Origin of the sequence: Aeromonas simiae (genome assembly GCF_000820125.1) — a bacterium.
Lineage (GTDB): Bacteria > Pseudomonadota > Gammaproteobacteria > Enterobacterales > Aeromonadaceae > Aeromonas > Aeromonas simiae.
The window spans coordinates 68,007-83,552 of record NZ_CDBY01000030.1 but is presented as its reverse complement, the minus strand read 5'-3'; the positions used below and the strand labels follow the sequence as shown (position 1 = coordinate 83,552).

Annotated in this window: 16 protein-coding genes and 1 other RNA gene; 4 read left to right on the top strand and 13 right to left on the bottom strand. The window is 60.8% G+C overall.

Annotation, left to right across the window (positions count from 1 at the left end; all coding sequences use genetic code 11):
- Positions 1–2: 2 nt before the first annotated feature.
- From mraY to rsmI, 9 genes are all read right to left on the bottom strand, one after another.
- A complete protein-coding gene (gene mraY / locus BN1134_RS04470; protein ID WP_042045459.1) occupies positions 3–1,085 on the bottom strand; it encodes a phospho-N-acetylmuramoyl-pentapeptide-transferase in 1,083 nt (360 codons plus the stop codon).
- Entirely contained in the window at positions 1,079–2,434 is a 1,356-nt protein-coding gene (locus BN1134_RS04465) for a UDP-N-acetylmuramoyl-tripeptide--D-alanyl-D-alanine ligase (RefSeq protein WP_042045456.1), read from the bottom strand. Before BN1134_RS04465 ends, mraY begins: the two co-directional genes overlap by 7 nt.
- Positions 2,431–3,912, bottom strand: a complete 1,482-nt coding sequence (murE, locus tag BN1134_RS04460; RefSeq protein WP_042045455.1) for a UDP-N-acetylmuramoyl-L-alanyl-D-glutamate--2,6-diaminopimelate ligase — start codon at positions 3,910–3,912, stop codon at positions 2,431–2,433. Before murE ends, BN1134_RS04465 begins: the two co-directional genes overlap by 4 nt.
- Positions 3,896–5,656, bottom strand: a complete 1,761-nt coding sequence (locus tag BN1134_RS04455; RefSeq protein WP_042045454.1) for a penicillin-binding transpeptidase domain-containing protein — start codon at positions 5,654–5,656, stop codon at positions 3,896–3,898. Before BN1134_RS04455 ends, murE begins: the two co-directional genes overlap by 17 nt.
- Positions 5,653–5,967: a cell division protein FtsL gene (gene ftsL / locus BN1134_RS04450; protein WP_042045453.1), complete on the bottom strand. Its 315-nt coding sequence runs from the start codon at positions 5,965–5,967 to the stop codon at positions 5,653–5,655. Before ftsL ends, BN1134_RS04455 begins: the two co-directional genes overlap by 4 nt.
- Before the next feature lie 2 nt (positions 5,968–5,969).
- Entirely contained in the window at positions 5,970–6,908 is a 939-nt protein-coding gene (rsmH, locus tag BN1134_RS04445; protein ID WP_042045452.1) for a 16S rRNA (cytosine(1402)-N(4))-methyltransferase RsmH, read from the bottom strand.
- Complete coding sequence (gene mraZ / locus BN1134_RS04440; protein WP_042045451.1) at positions 6,909–7,367, bottom strand: division/cell wall cluster transcriptional repressor MraZ; 459 nt, start codon at positions 7,365–7,367, stop codon at positions 6,909–6,911.
- Between the two features lie 248 nt (positions 7,368–7,615).
- Positions 7,616–8,001, bottom strand: an RNA gene (gene rnpB / locus BN1134_RS18830) — RNase P RNA component class A.
- A 62-nt stretch (positions 8,002–8,063) separates the two neighbouring features.
- Positions 8,064–8,897 (bottom strand): 16S rRNA (cytidine(1402)-2'-O)-methyltransferase, encoded by an 834-nt coding sequence (gene rsmI / locus BN1134_RS04435; RefSeq protein ID WP_042045450.1) that lies wholly within the window; start codon positions 8,895–8,897, stop codon positions 8,064–8,066.
- Between the two features lie 80 nt (positions 8,898–8,977).
- Between rsmI and BN1134_RS04430 the strand changes: the two genes are divergently transcribed.
- From BN1134_RS04430 to dolP, 4 genes are read left to right on the top strand one after another with little or no spacing between them, the layout of a single operon-like run.
- A complete protein-coding gene (locus BN1134_RS04430) occupies positions 8,978–10,909 on the top strand; it encodes a penicillin-binding protein activator (RefSeq protein WP_084214706.1) in 1,932 nt (643 codons plus the stop codon).
- The gene (locus BN1134_RS04425) at positions 10,827–11,222 is read left to right on the top strand and encodes a YraN family protein (RefSeq protein ID WP_156991654.1); all 396 of its coding nucleotides are present in this window, start codon (positions 10,827–10,829) and stop codon (positions 11,220–11,222) included. Before BN1134_RS04430 ends, BN1134_RS04425 begins: the two co-directional genes overlap by 83 nt.
- 9 nt (positions 11,223–11,231) lie before the next feature.
- Positions 11,232–11,822, top strand: coding sequence for a D-sedoheptulose-7-phosphate isomerase (locus BN1134_RS04420; RefSeq protein ID WP_042045448.1), 591 nt, complete (start codon positions 11,232–11,234; stop codon positions 11,820–11,822).
- Positions 11,823–11,824: 2 nt separating this feature from the next.
- Positions 11,825–12,403, top strand: coding sequence for a division/outer membrane stress-associated lipid-binding lipoprotein (dolP, locus tag BN1134_RS04415; protein WP_042045447.1), 579 nt, complete (start codon positions 11,825–11,827; stop codon positions 12,401–12,403).
- 53 nt (positions 12,404–12,456) lie between these two features.
- Here the strand turns inward: dolP and BN1134_RS04410 are convergent, their stop codons facing one another.
- The 4 genes from BN1134_RS04410 to BN1134_RS04395 all read right to left on the bottom strand — a co-directional run bounded on the left by BN1134_RS04410 (position 12,457) and on the right by BN1134_RS04395 (position 15,545).
- Positions 12,457–12,882 carry a ClpXP protease specificity-enhancing factor gene (locus BN1134_RS04410; protein WP_198133137.1) on the bottom strand — a complete coding sequence of 142 codons (426 nt, stop codon included), beginning with the start codon at positions 12,880–12,882 and terminating at the stop codon, positions 12,457–12,459.
- Positions 12,879–13,508 carry a stringent starvation protein SspA gene (gene sspA, locus BN1134_RS04405; protein ID WP_042045445.1) on the bottom strand — a complete coding sequence of 210 codons (630 nt, stop codon included), beginning with the start codon at positions 13,506–13,508 and terminating at the stop codon, positions 12,879–12,881. The genes BN1134_RS04410 and sspA overlap by 4 nt, the downstream gene beginning before the upstream one ends.
- 85 nt (positions 13,509–13,593) lie before the next feature.
- Positions 13,594–14,331 (bottom strand): cytochrome c1, encoded by a 738-nt coding sequence (locus BN1134_RS04400; RefSeq protein ID WP_042045444.1) that lies wholly within the window; start codon positions 14,329–14,331, stop codon positions 13,594–13,596.
- A complete protein-coding gene (locus BN1134_RS04395; protein WP_042045443.1) occupies positions 14,328–15,545 on the bottom strand; it encodes a cytochrome b in 1,218 nt (405 codons plus the stop codon). The genes BN1134_RS04400 and BN1134_RS04395 overlap by 4 nt, the downstream gene beginning before the upstream one ends.
- Between the last annotated feature and the right edge of the window lies 1 nt (position 15,546).

Here is a 15,546-nt window from a genome sequence, read left to right as displayed (position 1 = left end):
GCTTACCTCACCTTCAGGGTCGCCAGACCCAGCAGCACGAGTACCAGGGTGATGATCCAAAAGCGCACGATGACGCGCGGCTCCGGCCAGCCCTTCTTCTCGTAGTGGTGGTGAATGGGCGCCATGCGGAAGATGCGCACTCCGCGCAGTTTGTAAGAGCCCACTTGCAGGATCACCGACAGGGTCTCCATCACGAACACACCGCCCATGATGACCAGCAGGAACTCCTGACGCACCAGCACGGCGATGGTGCCGAGCGCGCCGCCCAGCGCCAGAGAGCCCACATCCCCCATGAAGACCTGGGCCGGGTAGGTGTTAAACCACAGGAAACCCAGCCCGGCGCCGATGATAGCAGTGCACACCACCACCAGCTCGGAGGTGTAGGGTACATAGGGAATGTGCAGGTATTCGGCGAAGTTGACGTTACCGGTGGCCCAGGCGATCAAGGCAAAGCCGGCGGCGACCATGACGGTCGGCATGATGGCGAGGCCATCGAGGCCGTCGGTCAGGTTGACGGCGTTGGAGGTGCCCACGATGACGAAGTAGACCAGCACGATGAACAGCAGGCCGAGTTGGGGCATCACCTCCTTGAAGAAGGGCACCACCAGCTGGGTCTGCCCTTCATGGGTGGCGGTCGCGTACAGGACGAAGGCCACGATCAGTGCCACCAGCGACTGCCAGAAGTACTTCCAGCGGGCGATCAGGCCATCGGTGTTCTTGCGCACCACCTTGCGATAGTCATCGACAAAGCCGATGGCCCCATAGGCCCCCAGCACAAACAGCACCAGCCAGACATAACCGTTGTCGAGGCGGCACCACAGCAGGGTCGAAACAAAGATGGAGGCGAGGATCATCAGCCCCCCCATGGTCGGGGTGCCGGCCTTGCTCAGGTGGGACTCGGGCCCCTCCTGGCGGATCACCTGGCCGAATTTCAACACCTGCAAGCGGCGGATGAGGCGCGGCCCCATCCACAGCGCGAAGAACAGGCCGGTCAGGATCGACAAAATGGCGCGAAACGTCAGGTAGGAGAAGACGTTGAAGAAGGTGAAGTGCGGGGTCAGCAGTTCCGCCAGCCAGACTAGCATTGGGCCTGCTCCTGATGGTGCTTGACCATCTCGACGATCTCTTCCATCCGGGAGCCGCGGGCCCCCTTTACCAGTACCGCTATCTCGGCGTGATTCTCAATCATGGTTGCCAGCACTTCGTACAATGACGCCTTGTTATCAAAATGTCGTCCGCCCGCCGCGTCTGCGGTATGACGGCTCTCTTCCCCGACGCAGAGCACGGCATCCAGGCCGCGCGCCTTGGCGTGGCGACCGACCCGGGCATGCTGCTCGGCCGACTCGGCCCCCAGCTCGCGCATGTCGCCAAACACCAGCACCTTGTAGCCGGCCATGTTGGTCAGGGCATCGATGCCCGCCAGCACCGACTCGACGCTGGCGTTGTAGGTATCGTCGATCAGGGTCAGGCCGCCCCAGCGCTGCACGCAGAAGCGCCCCTTGACCGGAGCCATGGCGGCCAGGCCATCACGGATCGCCGTAAGCGATGCGCCCAGCGCTTGGCAACCGGCCGCCGCCGCCAGGGCATTGCCGATGTTGTGGCGCCCAGGGATGGCCAGAGTGACCGCCACCTCCCCCTGAGGGGTGACCATGACGAACTCGGCGCAGCCGCCGGCATTCATGACGATGTCACGGGCGTGGAACGGCTGGCGCTGATCGTCGATGGAGAAGGCGCAGCTGAGCCCACGCTCGCGCCACTGGGGCCAGAACTCGTTGTCGGCGTTGACGATGGCACAGCCGCCCTCGCCCAGCCCCTCGAAGATCTCGCTCTTGGCGTGGAACACCCCTTCCAGGGAGCCGAAGCCCTCCAGGTGCGAGGCCGCCACGTTGTTGATGAGGGCGGCGTCCGGCAGGGCCAGCGAGGTAGTCCAGGCGATCTCGCCAGGGTGGTTGGCGCCCAGTTCCAGCACGGCGAAGTCGTGGCCGGGCTCGAGACGCAGCAGGGTGAGCGGCACCCCGACCTCGTTGTTGAAGTTACCGGCGGTGGCCAGCACCTTCCCTTCCCGCGCGAGAATGGCCGAGGCCATCTCCTTGACCGTGGTCTTGCCACAGCTGCCGGTGATGGCGAACACCTTGGGGTTCACCCGCTGGCGCAGCAGACGACCGAGACGGCCGAGGCCGCGCAGGCTGTCTTGCACCACCAGCTGGGGAATGGCCAGCGGCAGCTCGCGCTCGACCAGCAAAGCGCTGGCGCCGGCGGCCATGGCCTGCTCGCAAAAATCGTGGGCGTCGAAACGCTCGCCACGCAGGGCGACGAAGAGAGAGCCGTGAGACAACTGACGAGTGTCAGTGCTGACGGCAGAAACAGGACAATCCTCCCCGATCAGGCGGGCATCGATGGCCGCGGCGATGTCGGAGAGTTGAAGGGTCATCATGCGAATGACTCCGGTAATGTGCGCAATACCTCGACGACCGTCTCGCGATCGCTGTAGTGGTGCTTTTGCGTGCCGATGATCTGGTAATCCTCGTGGCCCTTACCGGCCACCAGAACGATGTCTTGCTGCGTCGCCTGGCTCAGTGCCAGACGGATGGCCTTGATGCGATCGTGCTCGACCTGCACCAGCTCGGGAGCCTGCAACCCGGCCACCATGTCGGCCATGATCTGCTGCGGCGCTTCGGTGCGCGGGTTGTCATCGGTCAGGATCACCCGATCGGCGCAGCGCTCGGCCACCGCCGCCATCATGGGCCGCTTGCCGCGATCCCGGTCACCACCACAGCCGACCACACACCAGAGTTGCCCCTGGCAGTGCACCCGCAAGGCGGCCAGCGCCTTTTCGAGGGCATCCGGGGTGTGGGCGTAATCGACCACGGCCAGGGGCTTGTCCTGACCACCGAAACACTCCATCCGCCCGGTCACTGGCTGCAAGGCAGGGGCGCTGGCGAGCAGGGCGTCGAAGTCGTAACCCAGCACCAGCATCACCCCGAGGGCGGCGAGCACGTTGGCCACGTTAAAGCGGCCCAGCAAGGGGGCGGATAATACACCATTCCCCCACGGCGAGTTAATCCGGGCGCGAAAACCTTGCTGATGAAATTCCAGCGCCGAGGCGAGGATCTGCGGGCCAGGGTGGCCGGCCACGCCCCCCTCCAGGCTGTACGCCACGGCAGCAGGCCGGCGGGCCAGCCACTGACGTCCCACCTCGTCATCACCATTGATGACAGCGCGGGCCTCATCCACCCGCTCCAGCAGCAGTGCCTTGGCCTCGGCATAGGCCGCCATGGTGCCGTGGTAGTCGAGGTGATCGCGACTGAGGTTGGTGTAGGCCACCGCATCAAACTGCAACCCCGCCACCCTGTGCTGCATCAGACCGTGGCTGGAGACCTCCATCGCCACCAGCTCGGCCCCCTGCTCATGCAGAGCGCACAGGTTGCCCTGCACCTCGATGGCGCTGCCGGTGGTGTTGGCCGCCTCGACCAGCTGGCCGAACAGACCGTTGCCCACCGTGCCCATGACACCGGCGTGACCGCCGAGCAGGGTGCGCCAGTTGGCGATCAGCAGGGCCGTGGTGCTCTTGCCGTTGGTGCCCGTGACCCCGACCAGCTCCAGCGCCTGTGCGGGGTTTCCGTAGAAGCGCCCCGCCAGGGCAGAAAGATGCCGCGGCAGATCCGCCATGGGGATGCAGGGAACCGCCAGCTCAGGGGCGACAAAGTCATCGCCCGCCTCAAACAAGATGGCGGCCGCCCCCTGGGCCACCGCCTGCTCGATGAAACGGCGGCCATCCACCTGATGCCCCTTCACCGCAACAAACAGGGTGCCAGGCGCAACCCGGCGGCTGTCGAGGGTGATCGCATCCAGCGCGATGGCGGGCGCCGTCACGCCAAACGGCAGCAACAGTTGATCAAGTGCGGGGAACAAGGGGCGCCTCCTGACGGGCAAGCTTGGGATCCTGAACCGCCGTGTCGGCGTCGGGACGAATGTTGTAGAGCTGCAACACGCCGCCCATGGCTTCGGCAAACGGCGGGGTCGCCACGGCGCCGCCATAGTAGGCCTTGCCCTTGGGCTCGTTGATCACCACCACCATGGCAAAGCGCGGGTTGCTGGCCGGTGCAAAACCGGCAAACCAGGCCATGTAGTCCTTGCCGTAGCCACCGGCCACGGCCACCTTGGCGGTGCCACTCTTGCCGCCAATGCGGTAGCCCGGCACCTTGGCCTTGGGAATGGCGGAGTCAACCACGTACTCGAGAGCACGCAGCATCGCCTTGGCATCGTTCTGGTTGATCACCTGCTCACAGGTGGGTTTTTTCTCCAGCTTGGTGACCGAGATGGGGTTACGGCAACCGCTGTTGGCCAGAGTGGCGTAGGCCGAGACCAGTTGCAGCGGGGTCACCCGCAGGCCATAGCCGAACGAGAGCGTCGCCCGCTCGATGTCAGACCAGCGGCGACGCTGGGGCAGCATGCCACCGCTCTCCCCCATCAGGCCGCTGCCGGACTCGATGCCGAAGCCGAGCATGCTGAGGGTGTTGATCATGTCCTGCGCCTGCATGCGTAGGGCGATGCGCGACATGCCGATGTTCGAGGAGTAGCGCAGTATGTCGTAGAGATTGTTGGCGTGATGGACGCTCACGTCCTTGATCTGTTTGGCACCGATGAACAGGGGCTTGGAATCAATGAAATCGTCCCAGCTGGTGACCCCGGCATGCAGCGCACTGAGCAGGATCAGCGGCTTGACGGTCGACCCCGGCTCGTAGGTGTCGGTCACCACCCGGTTGCGCACCCGGAAGCTCTGGTACTGGCCACGGTTATTCGGGTTGTAGGAGGGGGTATTGACCATGGCGAGCACCTCGCCGGTCTTGATATCCAGCATCACCATGGAGCCAGAAGTCGCCATGTTCTCATCGGTCGCCTTCTTCAGCGCCCGGTAGGCGATGGACTGCACCCGCTGATCGATGCTCAAGTGCAGATCGTTGGCGTCTTTGCCCTCTTTAACCACACCGAGGTGCTCGATGACCCGGCCGTGCCTGTCTTTACGCACCCGCATCTCGCCAGGGGTGGCGGTGAGCCAGTCGTTGTAGCTGCGCTCAATCCCTTCGATGCCGTGGCCGTCGATGTTGGTCACCCCCACCAGGTGGGCACTGATCTCACCGGTCGGGTAGAAGCGGCGTGACTCGGGACGCAGGTAGACGCCACCGAGTTTCAGCCCCTTGATGTATTCGGCCACTGCCGGCGTCACCTGCCGTTGCAGGTAGACGAAGCGCTTCTTGGGGTTGGCAATCCGGTTTTTGAGGGTCTTGATATCGACTTTCAGCACCTCGGAGAGCGCCTGCCAGGCGCGCTCGTTCGCGATGGCGCCGGACTCATGTACCGTCTTGGGATCGGCCCACACCGCCTCGACCGGCACGGACACCGCCAACTGCTCTCCGTTGCGATCGGTCACCATGCCACGCACCGCCTGGGTCTCTGTGGTACGCAGGGAGCGCATGTCCCCCTCCTGGCGCAGGCGATCCGGGTCTATCACCTGGATCCAGGCCAGACGCAGGATCAGACCGCCAAAGGCGATGCCGATGAAAAACAGCAGGGTACGAAAACGCCACGGGTGAACGGTGGCACTCTCCTTGCCGCCCGCCTTGGCCCCTTTACGGTTGAAGTTGATGCGACTCATGGCTCGATGATCACCTTTTCAGTGGTGACGATGGGGCGCGCCATCTGCAACTTCTCCATGGCCAGTCCCGCCACCCGCGAGTGCTCGGCCAGGGTTCCCTGCTCGAGCAACAGATGACGCCACTCGATCTCGAGGGAGTCGCGCTCCGCCATCAGTTCGTTATATTGGGAGGTCTTGCCCCGGGTCATGTTGGTGACCAGGATCACCACGAAGGCCGTGACCAACACCGACACGCAGAGCAGCAGCTGCACCTTATGGCGCCAGAGATCGACGAAGATCTCGCGCGACAGGTTGATGCGTTCGTCAGCCATGGTTACTCCCCGAGCCGCTCAGCCACCCGCAGCACCGAGCTGCGCGAACGGCTGTTGTGGCCCACCTCGTTATCGGAAGGCTTTTGCGCCTTACCAACCGCCTTGAGCTTGCGATCGCCCTTGAGCTGGGCTTCGGTCAACGGCAGTCCGTGCGGAATTTCAGGCCCCTTCTCATGCTTGCGGATGAAGTGCTTGACCAGCCGATCCTCGAGGGAGTGGAAGCTGATCACCGACAAGCGACCGCCGGCCTTGAGAATGGAGAGGGACGCATTGAGGGCGCTCTCGATCTCGTCGAGCTCGCTGTTGATGTAGATACGGATGGCCTGGAAGCTGCGGGTCGCCGCGTGCTTGCCCTTCTCCTTGCTCGGGTTGACCCGGGCAATCATCTCAGCCAGCTGGCGAGTGCGGGTGAAGGGGGTCTGGTCACGATCGTGGACGATGGCGCGGGCAATCTTCTTGGCAAAGCGCTCCTCACCGAAGGTCTTGAGCACCCAGGCGATGTCGTCAATATCGGCATGGGCCAGCCACTCGGCGGCGCTCTGTCCGCTGGTCGGGTCCATCCGCATGTCGAGCGGGCCATCCTTCATGAAACTAAAGCCACGATCGGCATCGTCAAGCTGGGGCGAGGAGACCCCGAGATCCATTAAAAAACCGTCGATCTGGCCAGTCAGGCCACGCTCGGCAATATAATCGGCGACCCCGGAGAAGGGGCCGTGCACGATTTCAAAACGGGGGTCTTGGATGGTGGACGCCTCGGCTATCGCCTGGGGATCCCGATCGATGGCGATCAGCCGGCCATGAGGGCCAAGCTGCTCCAGGATCAGGCGGGAGTGGCCACCGCGGCCAAAAGTGCCGTCGACATAGATACCGTCCGGCTTGATAGCCAGACCTTCGACCGCCTCGTTGAGCAGCACGGTGATGTGTTCAAAGCCTTGCGTCATTTAAAGGGAAAAATCCTGTAATCGTTCGGAGCCGGACCAGTCGTCCTCGGGCAGGCCCCGGATATCTTCTTCCACCTGCTGGTGCCAACGCGCTTCGTCCCACAACTCGAACTTGTTGAGCTGGCCAACCAGCATCACCTTCTTGTCCAGTCCGGCGTGTTCACGTAGCGGCGCACTCAGCAGCAGGCGCCCGTTATTATCCAGCTCGCATTCGCTGGCATGACCAAGCAGCAGTCGCTGCACGCGCCGCTCAGCCGCATTCATGTTGGAAAGGGAGCGCAGCTTACGCTCTATCTCTTCCCACTCCGGCAGGGGATAGAGCAGCAGGCAGGGGTGAGACAAATCGATGGTGCAGACCAGCTGGCCATCGCACTCGTCGCGAAGCCAATCCCGGAATTTGGTCGGAATAGCCAACCGCCCCTTGCTGTCGAGGCTGATGGCATGAGCGCCACGCAACACCCTGCATCCCCTAAAGTGGTTGAATGGTTATTGGATCATTAAAACCACTTTGATCCACTTTTCTCCACTTTAAAGTTTAAGGAGCCCACCTCGGCTTTTCAAGCAAGGAAGGGGGTCCGGCGAGACCAAAACAGCCGCAGCGCCTCCTGAAAAGAGGGAGGCGGCTGATTTTCCACAGAATATTCCTCGAGATAAACCTTCCCAAACGATAAGAAAAAGCCCCGCATCGAGATGCAGGGCTTTCAAATTGGGGGAGTCAGCCTGTAAGCCGGGTTCTGTACCGGGTTGCCCCGGTGGCAATCATTCCTCTAGGCCTGCAATCGCTCGCAGGCTCCAGCAACCTACCCGCCCCCAACGCGGGCCGCGCCAAAGGGGGCCTATTTGGTCTTGCTTCGGGTGGAGTTTACCGTGCCACGAACTGTTGCCAGTCGCGCGGTGCGCTCTTACCGCACCCTTTCACCCTTACCTGATCCCTTGCGGGCCATCGGCGGTTTGCTCTCTGTTGCACTGGTCGTGGGCTCACGCCCCCCAGGCGTTACCTGGCACCCTGCCCTATGAAGCCCGGACTTTCCTCCCCTCCGCCCGTCTGCCCCGAGGGACACAACGACGAAGCAGCGATTGCCCGGCCGACTCCGGGCGCGGATTATAGCCGTCTTGCAGGGCCGGGGTAAACCGATAATCACCCTGGTCGGCAAATCAGTAGTGTTCGAGGCCGTACTTATAGAGCGCGTTCTTCTTCACTCCGTGAATGTCGGCGCACAAGGCCGCCGCTTTCTTGAGCGGCAATTCAGCCACCAGCAGCCCCAGGGTGCGGATCGCCTCGGCCGGCAGATCCTCCGGGTCTTTACGCGCTCCCGCCACCATCAGCACCATTTCGCCACGGGTGCGGTGCTCATCCTCACCGAGCCAGGCCAGCAGCTCAGACGCAGGCAGGCCATGGATGGTTTCAAAGGTCTTGGTCAACTCACGGGCCAGCACGACCTGGCGCTCCCCCAGGATGCGCACAATCGCCTCGACCGTCTCCAAAACCCGGCGTGGGGATTCGTAAAAAACCATGGTGCGGGGTTCATCGACCAGCTCTTGCAGCTTATCGTCACGCCCTTTGGCCTTGGCCGGCAGGAACCCCTCAAAGGTAAAGCGATCCGTCGGAAGACCGGCAGCGCTGAGTGCCGTAATGGCGGCGCAAGGGCCGGGCAGCGGTACGACCTTGACCCCGGCCTCACGGCAGCGAGTCACCAGATGGTAACCGGGATCGCTGATAAGCGGCGTGCCGGCATCAGAAACCAGGGCAATGCTTTTGCCCTCCTTGATGCGGCCAATCAGCACATCGGCCTTCTGCTGCTCATTGTGATCGTGCAGAGCAAAGGTCGGAACGGAGATCTGATAGTGACTGAGCAGGATACCTGTATGGCGGGTATCCTCCGCCGCCACCAGATCGACGCTGCGCAGAATATCGAGGGCCCGCTGGGTGATATCCGCCAGGTTGCCGATCGGGGTAGGGACTATATACAGGGTAGGCGTGTCGTTCATGACCTCTCCGCAGACCCCGACAATTGTGTCGCCATATAGCCCCGTTTACACTATGGGGACTTTTCAACACTGGTCGGGGTATGAACTTGAACCGGTTTACAAAGCTGCTAAGTGTAACACGACTCGCCGGCATCCTGATCGCCGGTCTTCTTTTGGCTTCCTGCGCCTCAGGCCCAGGTAGTGGCAACGAGCCGCTGAGCCTTCCCTCCCCCTTCTCGGCCGTGACTCAGGACGCCGGCTGGTATCTCGATCGGGTCAGCGATGAACATCCGGATGAGGCATTCGTCTGGCAGATCCTGGCAGCCCGCAGCTATCTGGCCTCCGGCAAGACAGAACCTGCCGCGGCTCTGCTGCAACAACTACGCAAGCAGGGCAAGAGCGCCGAGCAACTGGCCCAACTACAACTGCTGGAAGCTCAGGTGGTGCTGGCCAAGGGGAACTCCAAGGGCGCCTTGGCCCTGCTGGAGCAAAAGCCGGCCACCCAGCTCGACTCCGACACCGAGAAGGCGTGGTATCTGCAGCGTGCCTCCCTCCAGCTCGATAATAAAGATCGCTTTGGTGCCGCCAAGAGCCTGATAGCCCTCGATCCCTTCATTAAGGATGAGGCGCAAAAGGAAAACCATCGCCAGATATGGATCCTGCTGCAAGGCATGACCCCAGCCACCCTGCAATCCCTGCAAGAGGCACCGGCTCCTGACGTCACCACCGGCTGGTTACAGTTGGCGGCGCTGGTAAACCAGTACGGTGCCCAACCGGATCAACTGACCCGCCAGTTGCACATCTGGAAGCGCAGCTTCCCGCAGCACCCGGCGCTGGGGGATATGCCGGCCGGGCTCGACAAGCTGCTGGCCACCGAGCTGAATGAACCGCTGCAAGCCGCCGTCATGCTGCCGCTCTCCGGCAACCTGGCCGCCCAGGGGCAGGCGCTGCAGTACGGTATCCTGATGTCGTACAAGCAAAGCGGCAGCCAGCTCAAGGTGAAGTTCTACGACACCCAGAGCAAGCCTATCGCCACCCTATACCAGCAGGCGGTCCAGGAGGGGGCGGACATGATCATCGGCCCGCTACTCAAAGATAGAGTGCAGGCACTGCTGGATCTGAAGCCGACCATCCCCGTGTTGGCGCTCAACGAACTCGACAAGCCGGTAGTTGGCGAGAAGAACTTCTTCTTCTCCCTCTCGGCAGCTGCCGATGCAGGGCAGGCGGCACAGTATCTCTATCAGCAGGGGTATCGCCAGCCCATGGTGTTGGCCTCACAGGATCGAATCGGTTATGCCGGGGTGCAGAACTTCGAGAAGGCCTGGCAGACTGTCAGCCAGGGGCGCCCTGTGGTGGCCACCTTTGGCGGGCGCCAAGAGATCGAAGGCATGGTGCGTAACGCCCTGAGTGGCAAGACGGCCGGCCGGGTTCAGCAAGTTGGCGATCTCACCAGCGATGCCCCGCAACATAACACCTTCAACGGTATTGATGCGGCCTACATCATCGCCGGCCCGGTCGACACTCGTACCATCAAGCCCTATATCGATTTCAATGTCAGTCAGGCAAAAGGCGGGCTCGCTACCTTCATTGCCGCCCGTGGCTATGACAGCGCCGCTCGCGAAGTGCTACCCGAGCTCAATGGGGTACACATTTCCGATATGCCGCTGATGCTCGGAAGCTACGACGGCCTCAAAGCCCAAATCCAGCAGATGTGGCCACAGCTAAGCGGTGATCGGCTACGTCTGTTTGCCATGGGTTATGATGCCTTCACCCTGACCGGCAAGCTGCAACAGCTGCGCGCCAACCCCAGCATGCAGCTCTCCGGGTTAACCGGCCAGCTCAGCATCGACGGTAACGGCGTCGTACAGCGTCAACTGAGCTGGGGCGTCTATCAGAACGGCATCGTACGCGATCCCCATGCCCTGCCCGACAATACGGAGGCAACATCGGATGAAGCGACTGATGAACCGGATGCGTCAGGGTCTGAACAGCCTGTTGCCTCAGACCCAGCAGAGCCGGGGCAAGCACTTTGAATTGATGGCTGAGCAGAGGCTGCAATCCGCTGGATTGCAGCCTCTTTGGCGTAATTACCGCTGCCGTGGTGGCGAGATAGATCTCATCATGCGTCACGGCCATACCCTGGTTTTCATCGAGGTTCGCTATCGCGCCAGCCATCGTTATGGTGGTGCCGCCGGATCTATCACCAAAACCAAGCAACGCAGGGTACAATTGGCCGCTCGCCACTATTTGCAGCAACACGGCCTCAATGAAGCTCAGCAGGCTTGCCGCTTCGATGCCATGGTGTTTGAAGGCGATATTCCTGAATGGATCCAGAATGCGTTTTAAGAGGATAAGATGACAGACCGCATCAAAGAGAATTACACCGAAAGCATCCAGACCAAGATCGCTGCCGCAGAGGCCCTTCCCGAGGCCATTCATACTGCCGCTCAAATGATCACCATCTGTCTGCTCAACGGTCATAAGGTGCTGGCCTGTGGTAACGGCCCTTCTGCCGCATTGGCTCAGTTGTTCATCGCCGAACTGGTCAACCGCTACGAAACCGAGCGCCCGGCCCTGCCCGGCATGGCGCTGACACCGGACATGGCCACCATCAGTGCCATCGCCACCGACCATGGTTTCGAAGAGGTCTATGCAAAGCAGATCCGAGCCCTTGGCCAGCCAGGAGACATCCTCGTCGCTCTGACCACCTCAGGCCACAGCCGCAGCCTGATCAAGGCGGCGGAGGCCGCCCTGTCACGCGACATGACCATCATAGTGCTAAGTGGGGGTGATGGTGGCGAGATGGCCGGCCTGCTTGGCCCCAACGACGTCGAGATCCGCGTACCTTCAACTCGGACACCTCGCATTCTTGAGGTCAACCTGTTGACCCTGCACTGCCTGTGTGATCTCATCGACCAGACTCTTTTCCCGCAACAGGAAGATTAACCATGCAGAAGACTCCTCTTCTTATCGGTCTGCTGGCCGGCTCCCTGCTGCTGCAAGGTTGTGCAGCCGTGTTTGCCGGTGGTGCCGCCACCACAGCCAAGGTCGCCGGCGATCGCCGCACCGTGGGCGCTCAATGGGATGACCAGACCATCGAACTCAAGTCTGCCAACCTGTTGGCCGACAACAAGCAACTCTCGGCAGCCAGCAAGATCAGCGTTTATAGCAATAACGGCCGGGTCTTGCTGATCGGCCAGACGCCCAGTGAAGCCTACAAGGTCGAGGCCGGACGCATCGTCAGCCGGGTGACAGGCGTTCGCCATGTCTACAACGAGCTGCGCATCCGCCAGCCGGTTGATCTCAGCGTTCGCAGTAACGACACCTGGATCACCTCCAAGGTGCGCACCGACATGCTGGGCGCCAAGAATTTTGACAGCGGCAAGGTCAAGGTGGTGACCGAAAACGGTGAAGTATTCCTGATTGGCCTGGTAACCCGGGCCGAAGGTGACCGCGCCGTCGAGATAGCTCGCCACGTCAGCGGCGTGAAGCAAGTCATCAAGGCCTTTGAATACGTTCAGCAGTAACTTGCTGTAACGCATGAAAAAAACGCAGCCGACGGGCTGCGTTTTTTATTTCATCATTTGACCACTTTGAGGCTCGGCCGACCACTTGGGCGTGGCGGCTCGGGATCTGGTTGCGACGACTCATCCGCAGATGCCAGCCAGGCTTCATAGGCAGGCTCGGGGGGAAAGAGCGTTCCCACGCCATTCTCCCTGGCATGAATGGCAACCACAGCGGCCATCGGCACATAGACCTGCTGTGAGACTCCGCCGAAACGGGCACTAAAGCTGACGGCATCGTTGTCCATCTGAAAACCCGCCACCGCACGCGGCGCTATGTTCAGCACGATCTGCCCATCCTGGGCAAATTGCAGCGGCACAGCCACATGGGGAAGATTAACGTTGACCAGCAGATGCGGAGTCAAATCGTTATCGAGCAACCAGTCATAAAACGCCCGCAACAGATAAGGGCGGCTGGGCGTCATATTGATCTCCATGCTCATGCCCCGAGACGAATCTCACGCTCGGTTTCAGTCAGGGAAGCCTGGAAGGATTCACGTTCGAACAGGCGAACCATGTAGGCTTTCAGCTCCTTGGCGCCACGTCCAGCCAGATCGATACCGAGGCTCGGCAGACGCCACAGCAGTGGGCCCATGTAGCAATCCACCAGGCCAAACTCCTCACTCATGAAATAGGGCATTTCATTGAAAATCGGAGCAATCGCCAGCAAGTTGTCACGCAGCTCGTTGCGGGATGCCTCGACATCCACGCCAGCCATGATCTTGTCAGCCAGGGTATACCAGTCCAGCTCGATGCGATGCATCATCAGACGGCTGTTACCACGGGCCACCGGGTAAACCGGCATCAGAGGCGGATGGGGAAAGCGCTCGTCGAGATATTCCATGATGATGCGCGAGGTATAGAGAGCCAGTTCGCGATCCACCAGGGTGGGTACAGTGTTGTACGGGTTCAGTTCGGCCAGCTCGTCTGGCAGATTGTCCATATCAACCTGGCAAATATCCACGCTGACACCCTTCTCCGCCAGCACGATACGCACCTGATGGCTGAACATATCGTTGGCACCGGAAAACAGCGTCATCACAGAACGCTTATTGGCAGCTACAGCCATTGACCCCTCCAGTCATTAAAAAGCACAAACGGCAATGAAGCGACAGGCTTCATTGCCGTACACTATTTTACCCTTTTCTGGTCGCTTAGTGAACGTCGCGCCAGTACTCCTTCTTCAACAGCACGGTGAAGATGAAGAAAATCACGATGAAACCCAGTACCCAGAAGCCCATACGTTCACGTTCGAGCTGTACCGGCTCACCCGAATAGACTAGGAAGTTTACCAGATCAAGCACTGTCTGGTCATATTCTTCGGTGCTCAATTCACCATTGCCGTCAGAAACAATGCTGTGCGGCACCTTCACCTCTTCGCCATTCACCACCTCAGTGGCGTAATGCAGGCGCGGAGTACCTTGCAATGGCTCCAGCACATGGGGCATGCCTACCGCAGGGAACACCAGGTTATTCACACCGAAAGGACGGGAGGGATCGACATAGAAGGAGCGCAGATAGGTATAAATCCAGTCAGCGCCACGCACCCGTGCCACCAGCGTCAGATCGGGCGGCGGCGCCCCGAACCACTTGGCGGCCTCTTTCTCGGCGACCGCATTTTTCATCAGCTCGCCACTCTTGGCACCGGTGAAGATGAGGTTCTCCCGCATCAGATCCTCAGGGATGCTGAGATCCTGTGCCACCCGGTTGTAACGCTGGTACTGGGTACTATGGCAACCAAAGCAGTAGTTCATGAAGGTCGTGGCACCACGTTGCAGTGACACCTTATCGGCCAGATCGTAGTGAGCCTTGTCCAGCTTAAGCCCCTCACCTCCGGCCGCCATGGCGAATGCGGGAAGCAGGGTGAAGAGTGCGATGATCATTTTTTTCATTTGAAAGTCACCCTTTCCGGCAGCGGCTTGGTGCGCTCGTTCTTGCTGTAGAAAAACAACAGTACGAAGAAACCGAAGTATCCCAGCGTGCAAATCTGGGCGAGCAGAGTCAGGGTCGGCGTGGAGGGCAGCACCCCAAGAATGCCGAGAATGATAAAGCAGACGACAAACTGGGCGATGTTCAGCTTGTGCAGCGTGCTGCGATAGCGCACCGAGCGCACCTTGCAGCGATCCAGCCAGGGTAGAACGAACAGAACCCCGATGGAAAGGCCCATCATGATGACCCCGAGCAGCTTGTCCGGCACCGCCCGCAAAATCGCGTAGAAGGGAGTGAAGTACCACACGGGAGCGATGTGTGCCGGGGTCTTCAGGCCGTTGGCCACCTCGAAGTTGGGCTTTTCGAGGAAGTAACCGAACATGTCTGGCTTGAAGAAGATGATGAGGCAGAAAAAGAACAGAAAACCGGCCACGCCGATCATGTCCTTCACGGTGAAGTAGGGATGGAAGGCCACGGCGTCGAGCGGCCAGCCGTTCTCATCCTTGTGCTTCTTGATGTCGATGCCGTCCGGGTTGTTGGAGCCCACCTCATGCAGTGCCAGGATGTGCATCGCCACCAACAGCACCAGGACCAGCGGCAAGGCGATAACGTGCAGGGCAAAGAAGCGGTTGAGGGTCGCCCCCGAGATCACGTAGTCACCACGGATCCACAGGGTCAGGTCATCACCGATAACAGGGATGGCGCCGAACAGGGAGATGATCACCTGGGCCCCCCAGAACGACATCTGACCCCACGGCAGCAGATAGCCCATGAAGGCCTCCGCCATCAGCACCAGAAAGAGCAACATGCCGAAGATCCACAGCAGCTCACGGGGCTTCTGATAGGAGCCATAGATAAGGCCACGGAACATGTGCAGATACACCACGACAAAAAAGGCCGACGCACCGGTGGAGTGCATGTAACGCAGCAACCAGCCGTAATCGACATCGCGCATGATGTATTCGACCGAGGCAAACGCCCCTTCGGCTGAGGGGTTGTAGCTCATCGTCAGCCAGATACCGGTCAGTAGCTGGTTAACCAGCACCAGCATGGCCAGAGAGCCAAAGAAGTACCAGAAGTTGAGGTTCTTGGGCGCCGGGTACTTGGCCATGTGATCGTTATACATGGCGGTCAGCGGAAAGCGGGCATCGATCCAGCCCATCAGTTTACCGAACATG

What these genes read in the sequence shown, in the direction of transcription:
- sspA (WP_042045445.1), bottom strand. Translation starts at nt 13,508, where the DNA reads ATGGCTGTAGCTGCCAATAAGCGTTCTGTGATGACGCTGTTTTCCGGT.
- BN1134_RS04410 (WP_198133137.1), bottom strand. Translation starts at nt 12,882, where the DNA reads ATGAGCATGGAGATCAATATGACGCCCAGCCGCCCTTATCTGTTGCGG.
- ftsL (WP_042045453.1), bottom strand. Translation starts at nt 5,967, where the DNA reads ATGGCTGACGAACGCATCAACCTGTCGCGCGAGATCTTCGTCGATCTC.
- BN1134_RS04430 (WP_084214706.1), top strand. Translation starts at nt 8,978, where the DNA reads ATGAACTTGAACCGGTTTACAAAGCTGCTAAGTGTAACACGACTCGCC.
- BN1134_RS04400 (WP_042045444.1), bottom strand. Translation starts at nt 14,331, where the DNA reads ATGAAAAAAATGATCATCGCACTCTTCACCCTGCTTCCCGCATTCGCC.
- dolP (WP_042045447.1), top strand. Translation starts at nt 11,825, where the DNA reads ATGCAGAAGACTCCTCTTCTTATCGGTCTGCTGGCCGGCTCCCTGCTG.
- rsmI (WP_042045450.1), bottom strand. Translation starts at nt 8,897, where the DNA reads ATGAACGACACGCCTACCCTGTATATAGTCCCTACCCCGATCGGCAAC.
- rsmH (WP_042045452.1), bottom strand. Translation starts at nt 6,908, where the DNA reads ATGACGCAAGGCTTTGAACACATCACCGTGCTGCTCAACGAGGCGGTC.
- BN1134_RS04420 (WP_042045448.1), top strand. Translation starts at nt 11,232, where the DNA reads ATGACAGACCGCATCAAAGAGAATTACACCGAAAGCATCCAGACCAAG.
- BN1134_RS04395 (WP_042045443.1), bottom strand. Translation starts at nt 15,545, where the DNA reads ATGTTCGGTAAACTGATGGGCTGGATCGATGCCCGCTTTCCGCTGACC.
- BN1134_RS04425 (WP_156991654.1), top strand. Translation starts at nt 10,827, where the DNA reads ATGAAGCGACTGATGAACCGGATGCGTCAGGGTCTGAACAGCCTGTTG.
- BN1134_RS04465 (WP_042045456.1), bottom strand. Translation starts at nt 2,434, where the DNA reads ATGATGACCCTTCAACTCTCCGACATCGCCGCGGCCATCGATGCCCGC.
- BN1134_RS04455 (WP_042045454.1), bottom strand. Translation starts at nt 5,656, where the DNA reads ATGAGTCGCATCAACTTCAACCGTAAAGGGGCCAAGGCGGGCGGCAAG.
- mraY (WP_042045459.1), bottom strand. Translation starts at nt 1,085, where the DNA reads ATGCTAGTCTGGCTGGCGGAACTGCTGACCCCGCACTTCACCTTCTTC.